The sequence below is a fragment of the Paracoccus aminovorans genome (assembly GCF_001546115.1).
Taxonomy (GTDB): domain Bacteria; phylum Pseudomonadota; class Alphaproteobacteria; order Rhodobacterales; family Rhodobacteraceae; genus Paracoccus; species Paracoccus aminovorans_B.
The window spans coordinates 1460824-1482160 of record NZ_KQ955208.1; the positions used below are offsets into that span (position 1 = coordinate 1460824).

At 70.0% G+C, this 21337-nt stretch carries 23 protein-coding genes and 1 tRNA gene; 14 read left to right on the top strand and 10 right to left on the bottom strand.

Translation table 11 applies throughout. From position 1 onward, the window contains the following. Positions 1 to 6 precede the first annotated feature (6 nt). From ASV56_RS07545 to ASV56_RS07570, 6 genes are all read right to left on the bottom strand, one after another. Positions 7 to 555: an HdeD family acid-resistance protein gene (locus ASV56_RS07545; RefSeq protein WP_062561436.1), complete on the bottom strand. Its 549-nt coding sequence runs from the start codon at positions 553 to 555 to the stop codon at positions 7 to 9. A 149-nt stretch (positions 556 to 704) separates the two neighbouring features. Beyond that, a complete protein-coding gene (gene fmt / locus ASV56_RS07550) occupies positions 705 to 1598 on the bottom strand; it encodes a methionyl-tRNA formyltransferase (protein ID WP_062561437.1) in 894 nt (297 codons plus the stop codon). A gap of 26 nt (positions 1599 to 1624) precedes the next feature. Next, positions 1625 to 2500 carry a dienelactone hydrolase family protein gene (locus ASV56_RS07555; RefSeq protein WP_062561438.1) on the bottom strand — a complete coding sequence of 292 codons (876 nt, stop codon included), beginning with the start codon at positions 2498 to 2500 and terminating at the stop codon, positions 1625 to 1627. Then, complete coding sequence (locus ASV56_RS07560; RefSeq protein ID WP_253879908.1) at positions 2485 to 4113, bottom strand: alpha/beta hydrolase; 1629 nt, start codon at positions 4111 to 4113, stop codon at positions 2485 to 2487. The genes ASV56_RS07555 and ASV56_RS07560 overlap by 16 nt, the downstream gene beginning before the upstream one ends. Positions 4114 to 4352: 239 nt before the next feature. Further along, positions 4353 to 5141 (bottom strand): metallophosphoesterase family protein, encoded by a 789-nt coding sequence (locus ASV56_RS07565; RefSeq protein ID WP_062561440.1) that lies wholly within the window; start codon positions 5139 to 5141, stop codon positions 4353 to 4355. Beyond that, a complete protein-coding gene (locus ASV56_RS07570; RefSeq protein WP_062561441.1) occupies positions 5138 to 6112 on the bottom strand; it encodes a diacylglycerol/lipid kinase family protein in 975 nt (324 codons plus the stop codon). Before ASV56_RS07570 ends, ASV56_RS07565 begins: the two co-directional genes overlap by 4 nt. Before the next feature lie 331 nt (positions 6113 to 6443). Between ASV56_RS07570 and ASV56_RS07575 the strand changes: the two genes are divergently transcribed. The 3 genes from ASV56_RS07575 to ASV56_RS07585 are packed head-to-tail and all read left to right on the top strand — an operon-like array spanning position 6444 to position 9059. Next, positions 6444 to 7649: an isochorismate synthase gene (locus ASV56_RS07575; RefSeq protein ID WP_062561442.1), complete on the top strand. Its 1206-nt coding sequence runs from the start codon at positions 6444 to 6446 to the stop codon at positions 7647 to 7649. Beyond that, positions 7649 to 8287 carry an isochorismatase family protein gene (locus ASV56_RS07580; RefSeq protein WP_062561443.1) on the top strand — a complete coding sequence of 213 codons (639 nt, stop codon included), beginning with the start codon at positions 7649 to 7651 and terminating at the stop codon, positions 8285 to 8287. Before ASV56_RS07575 ends, ASV56_RS07580 begins: the two co-directional genes overlap by 1 nt. A 1-nt stretch (position 8288) precedes the next feature. Continuing rightward, positions 8289 to 9059 (top strand): SDR family oxidoreductase, encoded by a 771-nt coding sequence (locus ASV56_RS07585; protein ID WP_062561444.1) that lies wholly within the window; start codon positions 8289 to 8291, stop codon positions 9057 to 9059. Here ASV56_RS07585 and ASV56_RS07590 read toward each other — a convergent pair. Both ASV56_RS07590 and ASV56_RS07595 read right to left on the bottom strand, forming a co-directional pair. Continuing rightward, positions 9056 to 9292 carry a phosphopantetheine-binding protein gene (locus ASV56_RS07590; RefSeq protein ID WP_062561445.1) on the bottom strand — a complete coding sequence of 79 codons (237 nt, stop codon included), beginning with the start codon at positions 9290 to 9292 and terminating at the stop codon, positions 9056 to 9058. The two genes, ASV56_RS07585 and ASV56_RS07590, sit on opposite strands and share 4 nt — an antisense overlap. 10 nt (positions 9293 to 9302) lie before the next feature. Further along, positions 9303 to 10928, bottom strand: a complete 1626-nt coding sequence (locus tag ASV56_RS07595) for a (2,3-dihydroxybenzoyl)adenylate synthase (RefSeq protein WP_062561446.1) — start codon at positions 10926 to 10928, stop codon at positions 9303 to 9305. Between the two features lie 192 nt (positions 10929 to 11120). On the opposite strand from ASV56_RS07595, the gene ASV56_RS07600 reads away from it, so the two are divergent. Beyond that, positions 11121 to 12482 (top strand): condensation domain-containing protein, encoded by a 1362-nt coding sequence (locus tag ASV56_RS07600; protein WP_062561447.1) that lies wholly within the window; start codon positions 11121 to 11123, stop codon positions 12480 to 12482. Here the strand turns inward: ASV56_RS07600 and ASV56_RS07605 are convergent. Together ASV56_RS07605 and ASV56_RS07610 are read right to left on the bottom strand one after the other, a co-directional pair. Continuing rightward, the gene (locus ASV56_RS07605; protein WP_062561448.1) at positions 12470 to 12907 is read right to left on the bottom strand and encodes a hypothetical protein; all 438 of its coding nucleotides are present in this window, start codon (positions 12905 to 12907) and stop codon (positions 12470 to 12472) included. The two genes, ASV56_RS07600 and ASV56_RS07605, sit on opposite strands and share 13 nt — an antisense overlap. Continuing rightward, a complete protein-coding gene (locus ASV56_RS07610) occupies positions 12900 to 13520 on the bottom strand; it encodes a DUF5671 domain-containing protein (RefSeq protein WP_062561449.1) in 621 nt (206 codons plus the stop codon). Before ASV56_RS07610 ends, ASV56_RS07605 begins: the two co-directional genes overlap by 8 nt. 198 nt (positions 13521 to 13718) lie before the next feature. Here ASV56_RS07610 and ASV56_RS07615 point away from each other — a divergent pair. The 10 genes from ASV56_RS07615 to ASV56_RS07655 all read left to right on the top strand — a co-directional run bounded on the left by ASV56_RS07615 (position 13719) and on the right by ASV56_RS07655 (position 21214). Continuing rightward, positions 13719 to 13793: transfer RNA gene (locus ASV56_RS07615), tRNA-Gly, on the top strand. 215 nt (positions 13794 to 14008) lie between these two features. Beyond that, the gene (locus ASV56_RS07620) at positions 14009 to 15283 is read left to right on the top strand and encodes a class I SAM-dependent methyltransferase (protein ID WP_062561450.1); all 1275 of its coding nucleotides are present in this window, start codon (positions 14009 to 14011) and stop codon (positions 15281 to 15283) included. A 56-nt stretch (positions 15284 to 15339) separates the two neighbouring features. Further along, positions 15340 to 16740: an NADP-dependent phosphogluconate dehydrogenase gene (gene gndA / locus ASV56_RS07625; protein ID WP_062561451.1), complete on the top strand. Its 1401-nt coding sequence runs from the start codon at positions 15340 to 15342 to the stop codon at positions 16738 to 16740. Positions 16741 to 17039: 299 nt separating this feature from the next. Then, positions 17040 to 17972, top strand: a complete 933-nt coding sequence (locus ASV56_RS07630; protein WP_062561452.1) for a helix-turn-helix domain-containing protein — start codon at positions 17040 to 17042, stop codon at positions 17970 to 17972. A 360-nt stretch (positions 17973 to 18332) separates the two neighbouring features. After that, positions 18333 to 18497 (top strand): hypothetical protein, encoded by a 165-nt coding sequence (locus ASV56_RS23495; RefSeq protein ID WP_156429100.1) that lies wholly within the window; start codon positions 18333 to 18335, stop codon positions 18495 to 18497. Then, entirely contained in the window at positions 18490 to 18915 is a 426-nt protein-coding gene (locus tag ASV56_RS07635; protein ID WP_062561453.1) for a hypothetical protein, read from the top strand. Before ASV56_RS23495 ends, ASV56_RS07635 begins: the two co-directional genes overlap by 8 nt. A 233-nt stretch (positions 18916 to 19148) precedes the next feature. Next, the gene (locus ASV56_RS07640; protein ID WP_062561454.1) at positions 19149 to 20111 is read left to right on the top strand and encodes a hypothetical protein; all 963 of its coding nucleotides are present in this window, start codon (positions 19149 to 19151) and stop codon (positions 20109 to 20111) included. Beyond that, a complete protein-coding gene (locus ASV56_RS07645) occupies positions 20111 to 20341 on the top strand; it encodes a hypothetical protein (protein WP_062561455.1) in 231 nt (76 codons plus the stop codon). The genes ASV56_RS07640 and ASV56_RS07645 overlap by 1 nt, the downstream gene beginning before the upstream one ends. Before the next feature lie 64 nt (positions 20342 to 20405). Beyond that, entirely contained in the window at positions 20406 to 20618 is a 213-nt protein-coding gene (locus tag ASV56_RS07650) for a hypothetical protein (RefSeq protein ID WP_156429101.1), read from the top strand. Next, a complete protein-coding gene (locus ASV56_RS07655; protein WP_062561457.1) occupies positions 20615 to 21214 on the top strand; it encodes a hypothetical protein in 600 nt (199 codons plus the stop codon). The genes ASV56_RS07650 and ASV56_RS07655 overlap by 4 nt, the downstream gene beginning before the upstream one ends. The last annotated feature ends 123 nt before the right edge of the window (positions 21215 to 21337 follow it).

Consider the following 21337-nt stretch of genomic DNA (forward strand, 5'->3'; position numbering starts at 1 on the left):
TGCGGTCTAGGCCGTCTTCAGCCGCTTCAGCCGGAAGGCCAGCACGATCAGCACGACGCCGATCAGCACCGCCAGGGTCCCGATCATCCAGGCAAGGCCCAGCAGCCCCGCCGCCGGCAGCAGCACCAGCAGGATGCCCCAAAGCGCCAGCAACAACCCGCTGAGGCCCAAGGCCCATTCGCCCTCGATCTCGCGCCGCAGGCGGATGGCCGCGATGATGCGGAAGATGCCCGCGACGATGGCCCAGGCCGCCATCCACAGCACGAAGACCACGGCCGTCGCCGCCGGCCAGAACAGCGCCATCAGGCCGATCAGCACCGACAGCAGCCCGTCGAGCGCCCAAGCCCACCACTGCTCGTCCTGACCCTTGCGGCGAAAGCCGGTGACGATGGCCAGGATGCCGTCGAAGACCGCATAGACCCCGAAGGTGATCAGCAGCACGAACAGCGTCAGCCCCGGCATGGCCAGCGCGATCAGGCCAAAGACCACGGCGGCGATGCCGCGCAACAGCAGCACCCACCAGTTCTCGGACATGATGCGAACAAGATTATCCATGAATTCACTCCTTGGGCGGAAACGGATTTCATCGCTGGAGCGGCACCCGGCCGCGGTGTCTTGCCACGGCCGGATGCTACCACGGGATGAGCGGATCCGGCTGTCGCAGCGGCCGGATCCGGCACTTTCGTGGCGAAAAGGCAACAGGTTCAGTTCAGTAGCGGCGGCAGGGTTAGCCCGCGCAGCACCTCGGCGGCGGGCATTGGCCGCTTGCCCTCGCGCTGCGCTTCCAGCACCTCGATGGCGCCCGTGCCGCAGGCCACGGTAAAGCCCGACAGCACCGTCCCCGCCGCGCCCGAGCCCGCGGCCAGGCGGGAACGCAGGAGCTTCACCCGCTCCTCCCCGACCAGGCACCAGGCACCGGGAAAGGGCGAAAGCGCGCGGATCTGCCGGTCCACGACCTCGGCCGGCCGGGTCCAGTCGATGCGGGCCTCGGCCTTGTCGATCTTCTGGGCATAGGTCACGCCCTCGGCCGGTTGCGGCACGGCGGGCAGCGGCAGGCGGTCCAGGGTCGCGGCGATCAGCTCGGCCCCCATCCCGGCCAGGCGGTCGTGCAGGTCGGCGGTGGTGTCCTGCGCGCCGATGGCGGTGCGCGCCTCGGCCAGCACCGGGCCGGTGTCGAGCCCGGCCTGCATCTGCATGATGGCGACGCCGGTTTCCGCGTCGCCGGCCATGATGGCGCGATGGATCGGCGCCGCGCCCCGCCAGCGCGGCAGCAGCGAGGCGTGGATGTTCAGGCAACCCAGCCGCGGCGCGTCCAGAACCGCCTGCGGCAGGATCAGCCCATAGGCCACCACCAACGCGACATCGGCGCCAAGAGCCGCGAAATCAGCGCGGTCGGCCGGGTCGCGCAGGGTTTCGGGGGTGCGGACCGTCAGCCCCAGCGCCTCGGCCGCGCGCTGCACGGGCGAGGGGCGGGGCTTCTGCCCGCGTCCCGCCGCGCGGGGCGGCTGGGAATAGACCGCGACGACCTGATGCCGCGCGGCGACGGCCCGCAGCGCCGGGACCGAGAAATCGGGTGTGCCCATGAAGATGACGCGCATTGCTGCCCTCCGTTCCTGCCTGGCCGTCATAGCCCCTCGGCGGCCAGGGCAAAACCCCGGACGAAGGCCAGCACGCGCGCCCGGGCCCAGGCGGTGGCTTCGGGGTTGAAGGCCAGGGGCGATAGGCGCGAGCGCTCGCTCTGGTCGAAGCCGTGGTCGGCCTCAGGGTCGATGCGCAGGGTCAGGTCGGTGCCGCGCGCCAGTTGGTCGGCCGCCGTGGCGCGGCAGGCGGCGGGGTCGGTGATGGAATCCCGCCCGGCCAGCAGCATCAGCACCCGGACCTGCGCGGGCCAGGGCCCGTCCGCCGTGCTGACGAGGCCGCAATAGGGATAAAGCAGCACCGCCGGGCCCAGCTGCGCCGCCAGGCTGGCGGGCGGCGCCGGCCAGTCGGTCAGGCCGGGCGGCGGCACGGGCGCGGAAAGCGCATGCAAAAGCTCCATCGCCGTCCAGCCGCCATGCGAGGCGCCCAGCACCGCCACCTGCGTGGCGTCGATGCCCGGCATGTCGCGCAGCGCGGCCAGCGCCACGGCCAGGTCTCCGGCCCGTTCGGACCCGGGCAGCACCTGCGCCGCGCAGACCGCGCGCCAGGCCTGGGCCTTGTCCAGCCCGCGCGGCGCGTGGCTGTCGAGGATCAGCGCCGCCCGGCCCATGGCGGTGAACTGCCGCGCCCAATAATCCATGTTGTCGCGCACCCCGTCGCAGCCCGAGAGCAGCACCACGACCGGATGCGGGCCGGGCGTGTCGGGCCGCAGCAGCCGCCAATGCGGCGCGAGCCGCGCCAGCCGCGCCGCCGGCGTGTCGGGAGCGGGCTGCCAGCCGGCATAGTTGCGCGCCGTGTTCAGCCCCAGCCCTGCCAGCACCAGCCCCAGCAGCGCCGCGAGCAGGATCAGCGGTTTTCGCATCCGGTCAGCCCGTTCACGCCGCAGATCGCCTTCAGCCGCACGGTATCCGCCGCCGTCCAGTCCTCAGGCGCGGTGACCGAGACCCAGCCGTCGATATAGTCGTGCGCGTGGTAGATATGGCCGAAGCCCGGCGGGGCCGAGGTCGCGACCAGCATGTCCGCCGCCAGCTGGAACTGCGTGACGATGGGCGTGAAGCGCAACAGCGGCGAGACATCGGGCGCCGGCGGCTCGCGCATCCATATCGGCGCGCGCCAGACCGAGGTCGCGTCGTAGAAGACGATGGGATCGCTGCCATATTGCAGGAACAGGATGCGCAGCCGCCCCCAGGGCTTGCCCGAGCGGTCGGGGGGCGCGAACTGGCTGGCATAGCGGATGACCTCGCCCTGGTCGATCTGCGGCAGCACGAAGGGGCTTTGCGCCTGCCGCGCCGCATTGGCCTGGCGCCACAGCGTCGAGGGAAAGGGCGGCCCGACCCAGAAGGCGCCCGAGACCGGCTCGTTCATCATCTGGAACGGGTTGAAGGCATGCATGGACGACCAGGCCCCGAGCGAGATGCCGTGCAGGTAGAGCCGGGGCCGCCGCTCGGCCGGCAGGCCGCGCCAGTGGTCATAGACCAGCCGCATCAGCGCCTCGGTCTGGGCCAGGCCGGCGTCGGTTTCGAAGATCAGCGCCAGCGGGCTTTGCAGATAGGAATACTGGACCGCGACCGTCGCCACGTCGCCGCCCTGCATGTATTCCAGCGCGTCATAGCTGGCTGGGTCCATCCAGCCGGTGCCGGTCGGGCTGGCCAGCACCAGCACCTTGCGGTCGAAGGCGCCGACCCGCAGCATCTCATCGAGCGCGGTCCTGGCGCGGGTCTCGGGGTTCTTGTCCTGGGCAAGGCCCACATAGATGCGCAGCGGCTCGCGCGCCGGCCGGCCGGTGAAGCGGGCGATGGCGGCGGCATCGGGGCCGCCCAGCACGAAGTCGCGCCCCGGCTTGCCCATCAGGTCCCACGCGATCCCGGACGCGGCCGAGCCCGCCTGCCAGTCCTGCGCCGGCGGCGCGACCGAGACGTCGGTCAGGTGCTGGGCCGCGACATAGGAGCTGTCGGCGATGCGCATGGCCCAGTTCACCACGCCGTCGCGGGTGAGGGTGACGGTGATCAGCGCCGCCAGCAGCAGCCCCAGCACATTGGCGCTGCGCACCGGGATATAGCGCGCCAGCCGCAGCCGCAGCAGGTCGAACAGCGCCTGCACCGCCTTGCCGATCAGGAACAGCAGCAGAAAGACCGCCAGCGCCGTCGCCAGCATCTTGGTGGTGTTCGAGACCTCCAGCGCGGGCATGCCCATGCGGGCGCGGATGCTGTTCTGCCAGTCGCCGGCCATGAAGACGCAAGCCCCCAGCAGCGCCAGCACCGGCACCGCCAGAAGCGCATGGCCGATGCGCGCCGCCCGGCCGCGCAGGACCGGGATTTCCAACGTGCGCCAGATCGCCAGCAGGAATTGCATCATCGCATAGCCCGCCGCCATCGAGGCTCCGGCCAGCAGCCCCTGCACCAGCCAGTCGCGCGGGATCAGCGAAGGGGTCAGCGAGGCCGCGACGAGCAGCAGGCCGGCAAGCAGCGGAAGCATGGAAAACATCTGCGGCCTGCCGCCTCCTCCGGTCGTGCTGTCGTGCGCCCTCGCGGGGCGACGGTTCGGTCGGGATGTTATGGGCGGCGCCGGGGAAAGGGAAGCGTCGGGCGCCGTGCTTCGTCTCGCGCCGGCCGGGTGGTGGCGCGGGAGGCGCGGGGGCTCTGCCCCCACGCCTGGTCGGCCCCTCGATGGGGCCGGCCAGGCGTTCCCCCGGGATATTTTCCACAAAAGAGAAATCAGGCCGGGCGCCAGAGCCCGCCGCGCCGGGTGAAGCGGATTTGTTCGGGCCGGCGGAAGCCCTGTTCGTCCATCGGCGCGACATGGCGTTCGACCAGCAGGTCGGGGCCGTCGAAATCCAGCGTGGCGAATTCATTCTGCCGGTCGTCCGGCCGGGCGCAGAGCGCGGTTCCGGCCTGCAGCTGCAGGACCGGCCGGCCGGCTTCGGCCTGGAAGGCGCCGATGGACCACAGATGCAGGTGGCCGGTCAGGACCAGGGCCACGCCATGATCCTCGAACCGGGCCAGCGCCTCGGGCGCGCCCTTCATCAACGCCTTGTCGATCTCGGGGCGTTGCTGCATCGGGTGGTGCAGCGCGGCGATGTTGACGCAATCGGGATCGACGCCCTTCAGCACCCGGCCGACCTGTTCGGGCGTGATCACGCCGCGCTGCCAGGCCATGGGATCGACGCTGTTCACGCCCTGCACCCGCACCGCGCCGACATGGCCCACCGGTTCCAGATTGCGGGCGATGGCGCGATGCCAGCGGCTGTAGGGCCGGATCATCCGGTCGGCGAGCTTGTAGAGCGGGATGTCGTGATTGCCCGGCACCGCGATCAGCGGCGCCTCGATCCGGCGCAGGAAGCCGGCCGCCTGGGCGAATTGCGCCGAGCGGCCGCGGTGGGTCAGATCGCCCGTCACCACCACCAGGTCGGCGCGGGCGGCATTGACCCGGTCCAGCAGCGGCTCGACCAGGCCCTCGCGTTCATAGCCGAAATGCAGGTCCGAGAGATGCAGGATCCGCGTCATGCCGCGTCACGACCGCCGCTTTCGGCCGGCACCAGCAGCTTCAGCGCGCCCTTGCGCACGCGGATCTGGAAGGGCGAATCCATCCAGGTCTTTTCGCCGTCATGGGCGACGTATTCATGGGCGGGCTCGGTTTCCAGCCGGATCTCCTCGGCGCAGACCAGGTTGAAGTCCTGATAGCGCGCGCTCTTGCCCATGGCCAGCCGCATGGCCGAGCGCACCAGCGGCCCCGGCCGCCGCGCCCGCGCCACCAAGAGCGCCAGCTGCCCCTTGCGCACGCAATCCGCGCCTTCCAGTCCGAAGCTGTCCAGCTGATAGGCGCTTTTCGCCACGAAGGCGAGCGCGGTGGTGAAGCGGCGTTCCTCGCCATGGCTGCGCACCACCAGCCTGAGCGGGTGGCGCAGGTTCCACAGCGCCACCGCCGCCGACCAATAGGCGGCGACGCGCGAGCGGCCCCAGCGCTTGTAGATGCTTTCGCGGCGGCGCAGGATCTCGGGATAGGCGCCGAAGCTGACGTTGTTGAGAAAGATCATCCCGTTCATCTCGCCCACGTCGACGCGGCGCAGGGCCGGGGCGTCGAAGATCTTCAGCGCCGCCTCGACCGTCTCGCCCGAGCCGATGTCGCGGGCGAAATAGTTGAAGGTGCCGCCGGGGATCACCGCCATGGCGGTCTCGGTTCCGGCAACGGCGCTGGCGACCGCCGCCTGGGTGCCATCGCCGCCGGCCGCGACGATCAGGTCAAAGCCGCGCCGGACGGCGTCGCGCGCCATGTCGGGCAGCGCCGTGCCCTCGTCGGTGCCGTGAATCTCGAGCTCGGCGACGCGGCCCTGCAGCACCTCGCGCAGGGTTTCGGCGATGTCGGCGCCCTGCTTGCGCCCCGATCCCCGGTTGGCGATCACGCAGACCCGCGCCCGCCCCAGGTCGAAGCCGCCCGCTTCCGCCTCATCCGCCGCGCCGTCGCCCTGTGTCGTCATGCCCTGTCCCCTGGCCCTGATTACGCCTTGCAACACGCGGCGGCGTCTCCGGGTTCCGGCCGCCGCCCTGCGGGATTCCGCCGCGGCGGGAAAATCCTGATCTTTTTACTTGCCTTTTGTCGGCCGCTTTGACAGGTTGCGCGCGGGAAGCCCAAGGGTGGGGCCATATGCCTTGCCCTCTCCCCGCGGGTTGCGGGGTCGCCACCCGATGCCGCCGCAACCTGATCCAATGCGAGAAACTCCGCCCCGTCCTTTTCCCCGCCACGCCCGGCCCGCGCAAGTCGGAAAAGGGATTGATCGGGGAGGAAAATCCTTTGAAACGAGATGCATCATGAATGTCCGCCTGTCCGAGGCGCCCAAGACATCGGCGTCGCCTGTGCCTGATCCAGTTCTTTTCGGTTTTCACGGCCCTTCGGGTCATGTCCTGGCGCGCGGCCCGGCCCGGCGGCTTGCCCCCGGCAATGCCGCGACGCTGGGCGCGCGGGTCGCGGCGGCGCTGGATAAGGCCGGCGCCGACGACCTGATCGGCGGCGCCCTGCCCTTCGACCGCCAGGCCGAGGACTGCCTGTGGCACTGCCGCCGCGCGCCGGCGCCGCAGCCCAGCGGCGTGGCGCCGCAGGGGCTGCCGCTGGCCGGCTGGCGCCTGGCGGCCGAGCCCGCCGCCACCGACTATGCCCGCGCCGTCGCCCGCGCACTGGCGATCATGTATGAGGAATCCGGCCGGGCGAACGCGCTGGAGAAGATCGTGCTGGCCCGCACCCTGCTGGTCGAGGCCGCGGCCCCGATCCCGGTCGAGGCGCTGATGTCGCGCCTGCAGGCCGACCGCACCGTCACCGCCTTTCGCGTCGCCCTGCCCGCGGGGCTCGCGCATCCACTGGGCCGGATGCTGTGCGGCGCGACGCCAGAGCTGCTGGTCGAAAAGACCGGCCGTCTGGTCAGCTCGCATCCGCTGGCGGGCTCGGCCCGGCGGCTGGCCGATCCGGTCGCCGACCGCGCGGGCGCCGAGGCGCTGGCCGGCTCGGCCAAGGACCACCGCGAGCATGCGCTGGTGGTCGAGGCCATCCTCGACACGCTCTCGCCCTGGTGCCGCGAGCTGAGCTGCCCCGAGGGCACGCGCGTCACCTCGACCCGCAGCATGTGGCACCTGGGCACCCGCATCGAGGGCCGGCTGCGCGACGAGGACACGCCCTCGGTCGTGCTGGCCTCGGCGCTGCATCCGACGCCCGCCGTCTGCGGCGTGCCGACGCCGCGCGCCGCCGGGCTGATCCGCGAGCTTGAACCCGTCGCCCGGGACTTCTATGCCGGCGCCGTCGGCTGGTGCGACGGCAAGGGCGATGGCGCCTGGTATGTCGCCATCCGATGCGCCGAGATCAGCGGCCGGCAAGCGCGGCTTTACGCGGGCGCGGGGATCGTCCCCGGCTCGGACCCGATGGCCGAGGCTGCCGAGACCGGCGCGAAATTCGGTGCCTTCCTGGCCGCGCTGGGCCTGCCGGCCGATGCCGGGCTGGAGGGCCTGCGCAAGGACGGAGAAGACTGATGGCCCTGCCCGGCATCGCCCCCTATGACCCGCCGACCCAAGGCGAGCTGCCACAGCCGCGCGGCCCCTGGCAGCCGCGCCGCGACCGGCTGGCGCTGCTGGTCCATGACATGCAGCGCTATTTCTGCCGCCCCTATCCCCAAGGTGCGCCGCTGGCGCCGGTGGTCGGCAATATCGCCCGGCTGATCGGTGCGGCGCGGGCGGCGGGCGTGCCGGTGTTCTATACCGCGCAGAAGGGCGACCAGTTCCGTCCCGACCGCGGCTTGCAGGCCGATCTGTGGGGGCCGGGGATGAGCGCCATCCCCGAGCATGAGGAGATCCTGCCCGAGCTCGCGCCCGCCGCCGGCGATTTCGTGCTGCACAAGCACCGCTACAGCGCCTTTCAGCGCTCCAACCTGGAGCATCTGATGCGCGCGCGCGGCCGCGACCAGCTGATGATCTGTGGCATCTATGCCCATATCGGCTGCCTCGCCACCGCCGCCGAGGCGTTCCAGCGCGAGATCGAGGCCTTTGCCGTCGCCGACGCCCAGGCCGATTTCTCGCGCGAGAAGCATGACCTGGCGATGGGCTGGATTGCGGCGACCTGCGGCGTGGCTCTGACCACGGATCGCGCCTTGGCCGCGCTGGTGGGGGAATGACATGCAGCTGACCGGATTTCAGGGCAAGACCGCCATCGTGACCGGCGCCGCCGGCGGCATCGGCCGCGCCGTGGTCGCGGCGCTGGTCGAGGCCGGCGCCCAGGTCACCGCCACCGACACCATGGCCGCGCTGGAGGCTACGCCGGTGCCGGACGCGACGAACCGCGTGCTGGACGTGCGCGATGGCCCGGCGGCCGAGGCGCTGGTGGCCGAGGTCGAGGCTCGGGACGGCCCGCTGGCACTGGGCGTCCATGCGGCGGGCGTGCTGGCCATCGCGCCGCTGCTGGATCTGCCGGCGGCGGAATGGGACCGGGTGATCGGCGTCAATGCCACCGGCAGCTTCAACGTGACCCGCGCCTTTGGCCGGGCCATGGCGCGGCAGGGCCGGGGCGCCATCGTCGCGGTCAGCTCGAACGCGGCGGGGATTCCGCGCGCCAACATGGGCGCCTATGCGGCGTCCAAGGCGGCGGCGACCATGCTGATCCGCTGCCTGGGGCTGGAACTGGCCGGCCAGGGCGTGCGCTGCAATATCGTCGCGCCGGGCTCGACCCTGACGCCGATGCAGACCGGCATGTGGACCGAGGACGGCGGCGCGGGCGAGCGCGCGGTGATCGAGGGCAGCCTGGAGGCCTATCGCACCGGCATTCCGCTGAAGAAACTGGCGACGCCCGAGGATATCGCCGGCGCGGTGATGTATCTGCTGTCGGAGCAGGCCGGCCATGTCACCATGGCCGACCTTTACGTCGATGGCGGCGCAACGCTGCGGGCCTAAAGCCTAGCCGCGATCAGCGCCCACCAATTCTGCAGCGTCGGCTCGCGGGCCAGCTCCTCGAAGCTGGCCTCGACGCCGATCTGCTTCAATTCGCTGGAAAAGGTCATCACCGCGATGGAATCGAGCCCATAGAGGACCAGGTTCTCGGCGGGCTCGATCTCGCAATCGTCCTCGATCATCGCGGCGACGCGGGCGGCCAGCCATTCCGGGCTGAGTTGGGTCTTGTCGAGCATGTCGGTCCTTTCAGGCGGTGACGGCTGCGGCGGCGAGGCTGTCGCGCAACCGGCGCTTGTCGATCTTGCCCACCGCCGTCAGCGGCAGTTCGGGCAGTTGGCGGAAACGGTCGGGCAGCTTGTATTCCGCGATGCCCAGATCCAGCAGATGCCGGCGCAGCGCCGGCGGCGACAGTTTCGCGGCGCCGTCGCGCAAGACCAGGAAAGCGCAGCTTTTCTCGCCCAGATGGCTGTCTTCGACCCCGACCAGCGCGGCATGGGTGATGTCGGGATGGCGCAGAAGCAGGTTCTCGATTTCCTCGGCGGCGATCTTTTCGCCGCCCCGGTTGATCTGGTCCTTGATCCGGCCGACCACGCGCAGGTTGCCGCCCTGGCGCACCACCACGTCGCCCGAGTGATAGAAGCCTTCGGCATCGAAGGCCTTCGCATTGTGCTCCGGGCTGCGGTAATAGCCGCGGAAGGTATAGGGGCCGCGGGTGGCCAGCGCGCCGGGGGTGCCGTCCGGCACCGGGTTGCCGTCCTCGTCCAGGATACGCAGCTCGTCGTCGGGGCTGATCGGGCGGCCCTGGGTGGTGAAGATCACCTCGGCCGGGTCGGTCAGGCGGGTATAGTTCACCAGCCCCTCGGCCATGCCGAAGACCTGCTGCAAGCGGCAGCCCAGCCGCTCGGGCACCTGCCGGGCGGTCGCCTCGGCGAAGCTGGCGCCGCCGACCAGCATCAGGTCCAGGCTGTCCAGCATGGCGCGGCGCGCGGGGTCTTCCTCGACCGCGCGCAGCCACAGAGCGACGGCGGGCGGCACCAGCGCCGCCATGGTCACGCGCTGATCCGCGATCAGCTGGAAACAGGCCAGCGGCTCGGGCGAGGGCGCCATGACCACGGTGCCGCCGGCATGGAACACGCCCAGCGTGCCCGGCGAGCTCATGGTGAAGTTATGCGCCGCCGGCAATGCGCACAGGAAGCGCGTGGCGGCGGTGACGCCGCTGATCTCGACGCTGGCGCGGATGCTGTAGTCATAGTCGTTATGGGTGCGCGGGATCAGCTTCGGCGTGCCGGTCGAGCCGCCGGACAGCTGGAAGAAGGCGACCTGATCGGCCGGCGTCGGGCCGGCCCCGGGCGGCAGCGCGCCCGGCCGCGCCAGGCGCTGCGCCAGGCTCAGCGCCGGCGCATCCTCATCCAGCAGCAGCACATGCTGCGCGCCGCCGGCCCGCAGCTCGTCGACGAAGGCGTCGTCGCGGAACAGCTCGTGCCGGCGCGAGGCGATCACCACGCGCGGCGCGATCTGCTGCGCATAGGCGGCCAGCTCCAGCCGGCGGTGGCTGAAGAGCGCGTTCACCGGCACCACGCCGATACGCAGCAGCGCAAAGAACACGACATAGAATTCGGCCACGTTCGGCAGCTGCACCAGCGCAGTATCGCCATGCCCCAGCCCCTGTCCGGCCAGATGCGCCGCCAGGTTGCGCGACATGCGGTCCAGGTCGGCATAGCTGAAGCGGCGCGCGCCGCAGACCAGCGCCTCGGCCTCGGGCGCCGCGGCCATCTGCGCATCCAGGATATGGGTCAGCGGCTGGTCGATCCAGTAGCCGGCCTGACGATAGCGCTCTGCGAGCTCTGGCGGCCAGGGACTGAATTCGATCATCTGTGACATCCTGCGATTCGAGACGGCAATATCCCGCGCAGGCGACGCCATGGCACCTTGCGCGGATCTGAATAGTTGAGTATTTTTATTCCGCTTTCTCTCTTGAAGCAAGCCAGCCGCGTGCCCTGAGCATTCACAGCCAGCCCTCTCTCGTTCGGAAAGACTGCCACCTGGCCTAAGCACAGGATTTTCATGACGAATCACGATGCGCAAGGGCTGTGGATGCCCCTGACCCTGGCACAGCTGGATTTCTGGGAAGAGTTCCGCTTTCACCCCGGAGAATCGGTTTCCACCGTCGCCCATGCTCTTGAATTGCGCGGCGTGACCGACATGGCGGCGCTGACCCGCGCCATCGAGGCCACCATCGCCGAGACCGACATCATGGCGCTGCGCTTCGCGCTGGACCCGGACGGCCAGCCGGTGCAGCGGGTCGAGCCCGGCCGGCAGCCGGTGCTGCGCCAGATCGACCTGTCGGGCGACCCCGACGGCCGGGCCCGGGCCTTCGCGATGATGCAGGCCGATGTCGATGCCCCCCTGGACCTGCTGTCGCAGCCGCTTTCGGCGCAATGGCTGGTGCGGCTGGCCGAGGGGCATTGCCTCTGGTTCAACCGCGGCCATCACATCGCGCTGGACGGCTATGCCATGGGCCTGATCGAGCAGCGTTGCGCCCGGCTTTACGGCGCCGCGGTCGAGGGCAGCGAGCCCGGCCCCGGCCTGCGCCCGCTGGCCGCCTATCTGGCGGAAGAGACCGACTATCGCGCCAGCGCCCGCCATGCCGCCGACGGCCGGCACTGGGCCGAGGTGCTGTCGGCCGAGCCGCGCGCGCCGGTGCTGGGCAAGGGCTGCGAGAACTATGCCCAGGCGGCACTGGAGGCGGCGCATGACCTGGCGGCCCTGCGCCCGGCGCTGATGCGGCAGGCGCAGGCGGCGGGCATGGGCTGGCCCGATCTCCTGACCGTGCTCTGCGCGATCTGGGCGGCCCTGAATCTGCGCGACGGCTCGGCCGCGCGGCACGAAAGCGGCGGGCAGATCGCCATGCCGGTCTGGCTGCCTTACATGAGCCGGATGGGCAGCGTCGCGGTCTCGGTCCCGGCGCTGGTGGTGAACATCCTGCCCTTGGACGTGGCGCTGTCGCCCTCGGAGCCGCTGGGCGAGGCGCTGGCGCGGCTGGGCGCACGGCTGCGCAAGCTGCGCCGGCACGGTCGCTATCGCATCGAGCAGATCGCCGCCGACCAGGGCATCGCGCCGCGCAGCCGCTTCTTCTTTTCGCCCCTGATCAACGTGCTGCCCTTTGACGAGGCGCGCTTTGCCGGCTGCACGGCCGAGCGGCACGTGCTGTCGAACGGCCCCGGCGACGGCTTCAATATCACCATCCGCGGCGATGGCGAGGCGCAGGGGCTGGAACTGCTGATCGAGGCCGATCCCGCCCTGACCGGCGCCGAAGATTTCGCCCGTCTGGCAGCCGGCCTGCCGCGCTTCCTGGCCGAGGCGCTGGCACCCGAGCGCCTGTCACAGCCGCTCTCGTCCCTGCCGGGACAGGCTCAGGGCCGATAGAGGATGCCCGCATCGCCGCCCGGCGTCGCGGCCGGGCCGGGCACATAGTCGCGGCTGACGCAGCCGGCGTCGTCGCGGTCGCGCAGGTCGGGCGGCCGGTTCTCGGGCAGTTCGAAATCGGCGCAAAGCCGATAGCGGCGCGGGCCGATCACCTCGTAGCGATAGGGCTTGCCGGTAAAGCGATCGTTGAGCTGGACCTGCCAGTTGCAATCGGGCGTGCTCTCCAGCCGGTCGGGCAGGCGCCGGCCGCCCGCTTCGGCCAGGCAGCGCACCAGCACGGCAAGGCGCGACAGGTCGCTTTCGCGGCTCTGGTCGCGGCGCTCTTGCCGGGCCTGGCCGGGGCCGCCGGTCAGAGCCAGCCCGGCGCCGATGGCCAGCGCGGCCAGCACGGCGATCAGGATGGCGGGCCAGCCCCGGCTAGTCATTCAGCTCGTCCCGGTAATAGGCAAAGACCAGCGCCGCCACGCCCGCGACCAGCACCGCCTTGGCGGCGAAGCGCGCCGTCAGCTCGCCGTTCAGGAAGGCATAGACGGCATAGATCCCGTCGCCCAGGAACACCAGCGAGGCGACCAGCAGCGTCATCGAGGCGAACCACTTGCGCACCAGCGACCGCCGTCGCCCGGCGTCGCCCATGCTCATCCGCGCCACCTTGCGGTTCAGAAACAGGAACAGCGGCGCGAATCCGATCAGCGAGGCGATGGACCAGCGCGCCGAACTGCTGCCGCCATAGGTCCAGCCCTCGGTCGGGTCGGCGATCAGCCGGTCGATCAGCCCCATGCCCAGGTCGCAGACATGCCAGGCCACCATGCCGAGCGACAGGAACAACAGCCCATAGAGCAGCGCCTCCTGCGCCGAGGCATAGGGGCGCGGGCGCGGCACCGGCGGCAGGCCGGGCGACACTTCCCAGCCGTGCAGCGCCTCGGCGATCTCGGGCGCCGACCAGCCGGCATGGGTCAGCGCCTGCGCGATCTGCGCGGGCTCTCCGCCCTGGGCCAGGGCCTCGCGCACGAATTCGGAAAGCTGGTCGGAGGGTTTCATCGGTCTTCCTTCGCGGGGCGCGCCGGCCTGCCCCTGGCCTTGGGAAGCATCGCCAGGACGCCGCCCGGGTCAAGCCCGCATGGCGCCATGGCGGCGGCGCGAATTTTTCGAAATCTCGCGATTTTCCCCCTTGCACCCCCCGGCGCGCTTCCGTAAATGACGCCTCACCGAAGGCGACGCGCCATCGGGATACGGAGTGCGGGCGTAGCTCAGGGGTAGAGCATAACCTTGCCAAGGTTAGGGTCGTGAGTTCGAATCTCATCGCCCGCTCCAGAATTCTTCCTTCGGGAACAGCGAAAAGCGGCCTTCGGGCCGCTTTCGGCTTTTCGGCATCCGGTGATGGCTGGCCTCTGGCCTTCCGGGGCGAATCGGCGCTAGTATGGCAGGGTTGTTGCCCCGTCTGTCACATCCCGGGACATCCGTCAGGAACCAGCTGCCGCGCAACCATACCGGAACCGATTCGCGGTCAGCCCTAGCGTGAGGTGCTCATGCCGGCTCTGGAATCACTCATCGAAAGCAAACTGCAAGGCCTGGAGGGCGTGCTGGCGCTGCGCCTGCCCTCGGGGCAAAGGCTGGGCCCGGCCGAGGCGCCGGTCACGCTGGCCTTCCGCCAGATCTCGGCGCTGCGCCACCTGGCGGCAGGCCAGCTCGGCCGGCTGGGCGACGACATCGTGCGCGGCCGCGTCGCCGTCGAGGGCAGCCTGCGCGACCTGATGCGGGTGGTCGCGGCCCTGGTGCCGGCCGGCGGCGAGGCCTTGGCGCCGGGGTTGTGGCAAAGGCTGCGCTATCGCGGCGAATCGCTCTTGCGCCACAGTCGCGCCCGCGACGCCGAACAGATCCGGGCGCATTACGATGTCTCGAATGATTTCTATGCGCTCTGGCTGGACCCGCTGCGGGTCTATTCCTGCGCCTATTTCGCCACGCCGGGGATGGACCTGGCGGCGGCGCAGGTCGCGAAGCTGGACCTGATCTGCCGCAAGCTGGACCTGCGCCCGGGCGAGCGTTTCCTGGACATCGGCGCCGGCTGGGGCGGGCTGATGCTGCATGCCGCGCGGCATTACGGCGTCGACGCCACCGGCATCACCCTGTCGCAGAACCAGCACGCCCACGTGACGCGCCTGATCGCCGAAGAAGGCCTGTCGGACCGCGTCCGCATCGAGATCCGCGATTACCGCGACCTGCACCCTGAACGGCCCTTCGACAAGCTGGCCTCGGTCGGGATGTTCGAGCATGTCGGCCGCGCCAATATGGCGACCTATTGCGACACGCTCTATCGGCTGGTCCGGCCCGGCGGGCTGGTGCTGAACCACGGCATCACCGCCTCGGGGCTGGACGATGCCACGGTCGGCGGCGGCCTGGGCGATTTCATCGAGGAGCACATCTTTCCCGGCGGCGAGCTGATCCACGTCAGCCAGGCGTTGCGCACCCTGTCGCAGGCCGGGCTGGAGATGGTCGATACCGAGAACCTGCGCCCGCATTACGCCCGCACGCTCTGGGCCTGGTCGGACGCGCTGGAATCGCGGCTGCCGCAGGCCGAGGCCGTGCTGGCCCGCGCCATGCCGCCCGCCCGCGCCGCCGAGGTACTGCGCGCCTATCGGCTGTATCTGGCCGGCTGCGCGCTGGCCTTCGAGCGTGCCTGGGTGGCGCTGCACCAGATCCTGCTGATCCGCCCCGACCCCGACCAGTCGAGCGCCGACATGCCCGGCGCGCATTCCGCCTATCCCTTCCGCCGCGACCACATCTATCGCGCGGCGGAATTGTAGCCGCCGGCTGTTAACGGTAACGTCCACCGGAAACGCTGGAACGGAAAGGACGGGTCATGACGCAGGCAAGCATCGGGTTGATCGGGCTGGGCACGATGGGGGCGGCGCTGGCGCTGAACATCGCCGAGAAGGGCTTTCCCATCGCGGTCTGGAACCGCACCCCCACGGTGACCCGGCGCTTTCACGCCGAGGCCGGCGCGCTGGCCGGCCGCATCATCCCGACCGAAAGCCTGGCCGAGCTGGTCGCGGCGATCCAGCCGCCCCGCGCCATCATCCTGATGGTGCCGGCCGGCCCGGCGGTGGATGACCAGATCGCCGCGCTGGCGCCGCTGCTCGGCCCCGAGGATCTGGTGATCGACGCCGGCAACGCCAATTTCCACGACACCGACCGCCGCGCGAGCGCCGGCCTGCCGATGCGCTTCCTGGGCATGGGCGTCTCGGGCGGCGAAGAGGGCGCGCGCCACGGCCCCGCCATCATGGGCGGTGGCGACCGCGCCGACTGGGACCGCGTCGCCCCCATCATGCAGGCCATCGCCGCCCGGGCCGAGGACGGCACCCCCTGCGCTACCTGGATGGGCGAGGCCGGCGCCGGCCATTTCGTCAAGGCGGTGCACAACGGCATCGAATATGCCGACATGCAGATGATTGCCGAGGTCTATGGCGTCATGCGCGACGGGCTCGGCCTCTCCGCCGTCGAGATCGGCCGGACCTTCGCTAGCTGGAACCAGGGCGTGCTGAAATCCTATCTGGTCGAGATCTCGGCCGCCGTTTCCGAGGCCGTGGACCCGCTGACCGGCCAGCCGATGCTGGACGTGATCCTGGACGCCGCCGGACAGAAGGGCACCGGCCGCTGGACCGCGATCGAGGCCCAGCACCTCGCTGCGCCGATCCCGGTGATCGAGGCGGCGGTGATGGCCCGCAACGTCTCGGCCCGCCTCTCCGAGCGCAAGGCCGGCGAGGCCCGCTTCGGCGCCGCGCCCCAGCCCTTGGCGCTGCAGATCGACCAGCTGGAACAGGCGCTGATCGCCGGCAAGATCCTGTGCTATGCCCAGGGCTTCGCGATGATCGAGGCCGCCGGCCGCGCCTTCGGCTGGCAGCTGGACCTGCCCGGCATCGCCCGGGTCTGGCGCGCCGGCTGCATCATCCGCTCGGCCATGCTGAACGACATGGCGACGGCCTTGGCCGAGGATCCCGCGCGCAACCTGATCCTGGCGCCGTTCTTTGCCGAAAAGCTCGCGGCGGCGATGCCCAGCCTGCGCGCGGTGGTGGCGCAGGGCGTGCTGTCGGGCCACGCGCTGCCGGCGCTGACGTCGGGCTTGAGCTGGTTCGACCTGATGCGCACCGGCCGGGGCACGGCAAACATGATCCAGGCGCAGCGCGATTTCTTCGGCGCGCACGGTTTCGACCGGCTGGACGGCCGCGACGCGCATCACGGCCCCTGGGGCGAGCACGGCTGAAGAGCGCGGCGGGCGCGCGATACCCCCTTGACCGCGCGCCCCGAAAACCCTAGCAAACCCGAGGCTCCGGCGGGTTGGCGGAGAGGTTACGCAGCGGATTGCAAAGCCCTGCGGTTTTCCTTTGAGAACAACCCGGAAGCCTTGGCCAGTTGCGCAGACAAAGCGCGAACAATCCCCGAATCTGATAAACGGCCTTCTCCGGCGCTGGGCACCCCTCGGCCGTCGCCGGATGGGCTGTGCACATGGGTGCCGAACGACTATCGCGACCTGCGGGACCGCATTCTCGGGGAGGGTGCGGAATGAGCCGGAAGGTTGCCACTCTAGTCTATGAGCGCCGGGTCGGATCATCGGCCCGCAAGGCGGTCTTGGCCTATTTCGCCGACTGCGCCGACGACTACGGCCGTGGCATATGGGCGTCGAAGAAGACCATCGCCGATGAAACCGAGCTTGGTCGTTCGACCGTCATCCGCGTCGTCAACGAATTCGTCGCAGAAGGCATACTGATCATGTCCGGCCACCGCCCTTGCCGCAACGGCGCGACGGTCAACTATGATATGAACCTCGACGCCATCCGCAACCTCCCCAGCATCAATGCTTCACCCAACCCGTCCCAGAGCGGGACTAGTTCAGATCGGGACCCGTCCCGTAGCGGGACCCAACCCGTCCCAGAACGGGACCTCATGGGGTCCCAGAGCGGGACCCAAACCGTCCTTGAACCGTCCTTGAACCAAGATGATGATGATAGCGTGCGCGAACCAGACCACTTTCGGGGAAAGATCCTCGAGGCGATGGGGCTGGCCCCGGAAGCGCGAACGGCCCTTGGCAATCCTGCCGACATGGCCGAAGCGCGCCGCTGGCTTGAGCTGCCGCATCTCACCGAAGAGCTGGTTTGCGAGCAGATCCGGGCTGTCATGGCCCGGAAGGGCGACGGGCCGCCTCACAGCCTGGCCTATTTCACCCCCGAGATGCAGCGCGCGAGCGCGGCCCTGGAGGCCAGGAAGGCCCCGCTCGCGCCGGCACCGCGGAGGCGTCCCAGCGGAGGCGAGGCGGTTCCGATGGCCGCGAGTTCGGGCAAGGTCGACCTGGACGCGCTGGCAGGCCTGTGGGTGCCGGCGCTGACCGAGGGCAGGCCGGTCCCGCCCTCGGCCATCAGCCCGCGGTTGGCGCGGCACATGCTCGACAAGGGGCTGGTGACCGCAGGCGATCTGCGGCGCGCCGGGGTGACGGCATGACCGTCGCGACATCAAAGCGATGCTCGATCAGTTGGGACAGAACGATCAGGGGTATGTCCAAAGTTGGACGAACCCCCAGAACGGCCAGGGGCGGTTCGTCAACCGCATGCCCGGTCGGTCGGGCCGCCCCGGGGCACCCCCCCTGTTGCGGGTCCTTTCGAGGCCCCCACGCCATGCGGGTCGCAAAACCCCGCGAAAACTCGCATGTGCGTGGGTCTCGAAAAGCGGTTTCCGTTTCTTCCTTCCCGCCGCCCGGCGCCTCCCGACCCCGGCATGAAATCGCGCCAGAGGAATGGAAAGGCGAAATCCCGCAGGATGCAGCTAACCGAAACACAGGGCTTTGAAAAAATGGCCAAAACCATGAAAACCAGCATCGTGGTCGATCCCGACGTGGCCACGCTCCTGGCGGCCGAGCGCCGCCGTCTGGCCGATCAGGCCGGGCTTCGGAACGTCTCGGTGGCGGCCTGCATCAACGCGGTTCTGCGCCGCGCCCTGCAACCTGCCGAGGCGCGCGACCATGGCTGAGCGTTCCGCGGATATTCCCGCCGAAACCCGGCCGGTCTGGGCGCGCGAGGCCAGATTCCTCGCCGAGGAATGGGGCGTCACCATCCGCCGCGTCCGACAAATGGCCGAGGAAGGCCGCCTGCGCCGCTCCGGCCGGGGCTTGTTCGACTGGACCCATGGCGAGCTGGTGAAGTTCGGCGCGAGCTTTCTGGGGCAGGATCGGGCGCGCGGCATCGACGGCGACACGCTGGCCGCTGTGGGCTGGCTCGGCCATTTCTGGGGCCGGAAACCTGCACCCGTCACCGCCGAAGAGCTCGCGGTCTGGCGCGGTCTCTGCGCGCGCTGGGGCCTGTCCGAACATGACGCCTCGGCGCTGATTGCCCGCGCCGCCGCCATGCGCGGCGAGCATTGCCCCCCGTTTGCAACCTCTGCCCACTGACCTTCACCCAGGAGCCGCCATGCCGGTCAAACCGAACAACGCCCCCTTCGACCGCAGCCAGGGCCGCAATCGCGCTGTCGGCCAGTATCTGACCCGCAGCACCGGGGCGCCCCAGCCCGCCGAAAGCGCGGCCATGCACCTGCTGCGGCTGGCGCATGAGGAAGCCAGCCGCCTTCTGCCGCCAGCTCCAGACCAGCGTTCCACTCCCGTCGAGCCTGCGGAGACGCCCCGTCATGGAGCGGCTCACCGATGCCGTCGCGCATGCGCGCCGCGCGCTGCCTTTTGTCGAACACGCGCCGGGTCGTGACCTGGACCGCACCCTACGCATTCCGATGCCGGCGGCGCGCATGGTCACGCTCGACATCGGCGCCGATCATCTGCCCGTCTTCGATGCGCCGTCAGGCAACCAGCCCAGCGAAGCCATGACCCTGGCCGAAAGCCTGCTGACCCATGCCCGCACGTTGCAAGCCGGGGCGCATCTGCTGATCGAGCCCAAGGGCCGCGTCATCGAGACCGGCACCGGCGTGCCCGCGCTTCAGGTGGTGCCCATGGGCCTCGAGGTGGTGCGGGCCGCGCCCTTCGCGGTGGTGACGGACCCGGATGGCGATCTGGACCCCGAGAACCCGGGCACGGCCGCGCTGACGCCGCTTGCCTCTGTCTTGGTCGGTGATCGTATCGACCGGCCGGACGATCTGAAAAACTACGTGTTCCGCGTCTCGCTGACCCGCCGTGAACAGAAGGACCGTCGCGACGGCGAGCTGCTGGCCGCTCTGCTGCACGCCATCACGCTGGGTCTGGCGCAGGCGGCCGATGCCGAGCTTCTGGGCGCGATCCTGGCGGCTGATCCGGGGGTGTTCAGCCTGGGCGCCGCTGCGGCCAAGGGCGTGCGCTTTCACGAGCTGCGCGCTATCGTCGGTACCGATGAGGCGCTGAACGGTTCGGATTTCGGCCCGGGCTATGGCGACCAGGCCGGCCGGTTGTTCGTCCATTCGATCCCGGCCGAGCTGTGCGCCGCCGCCGACCGGACGGTGATCGGCGCTTTCGACCGCTTCGGTCTGGCCATCGGCGGCGAGCTCCGGCTGTTGATCGACCGCACCGCCGGCGATGGCAGTCTGACCGCCACCTGCTGGTGCGCGATGAAGGCCGTCCTGCCCGACCCGGGCTTTGCCTGGCGCTTTACCCCGGTGATGCCGTGATGGGCCTGCGGGACTGGTTCAGCCCCCGCAGCGCGCATCGGCCCGCACCTGCGGCGCCGGGGAACATGCTGCCGGCCGAGGTCGTGGCGGTGGTGCGGGCGGCAAGCATCCGCAACGCCAACCGCCCGGATGCCGAGGGCAGCCCGATCATCCATGTGACGGCGCCGGCGCTGGGCCGGTTCCGCTGGGTCGATCTGGACAAGGCTGCCGACCGCATTTCGGATGCCTGACCCGAGCTGACGCCCGCCCAGTGCTTCCGCGCGGCCCAGCTGATCGAGGCGGCGGTGGGTGATGATGTTCGAGATCGAGATCATCGGCCAGACCCGGCCAGCCTCGCCCCTGCGCTCCGCACCGCGGGCAGGGATCATCCTGCATGGTCAGGCCCGCTTTGCCGGCGAGTGCATCAGCGTGGACTGGGCGACTGCGCTGCACCTGATCGCCAACGGCCGCGCCAAGCCCGCGCCGGGCGTGGTGATACCGCTGGTGGACCCGGAGCGGCGCCAATGAGCCGATGGAGCCGCCGCATCCCCAGCCCGCAAGTTTCCATCGAGGTTGATCTTCACCAGGTCAAGATGGTGATTGATGAGCTGAAAAGTACCAAGGAGGAGGTCGGCGCTTCCCTATCCAAAGCGCTGCGCCGTACCGCCAGCGCCTTGCGCGTCATGTCGTCCAAGCGCCTGATTCCCGAACTTCAGCTGCGCCGCGCTATGGACCTGCGCAAACGGCTGAAAACCATGAAGGTACGGGCCAAGGGCAAGGACGCCGAACAGGTGATCGGCTTGTGGTTCGGGCTGTCCAGGATGCCGGTCTCGGCCTTCAAGGGCCGGCCCGTACAGACCGGCAAAGGCGTGAGCTTTCGAGGCAGAGAATATGAGGGCCGATTCCTGGCAACCATGCCAGGAAAGACGCATGCCGGAATGTTCCGCCGCAAGGGTCGTGCGCGTTTGCCGATTGTCGGTCAGAACGTCGAGATCAAGGATATGGTGGACCCGATCATCGAGGATGAAATCTTCCCGAAGGCGACGGAAATATCCATCCGGAACTTCCTGCATGATCTGAAGTGGCGTGCCCGCCAGCGGAACAAGCCTTCAGCCGGGGAATAGCATCAGGATACCCGGCGCGTCGCTCATGGGGCGGGACGGGCGGACGGGCGGGATGCGCCTGGCCTCTCTTCATCAGCCGAAGCATCCGGGCAAGTCGGCGAGTGCCCCATAACCCCGACATGG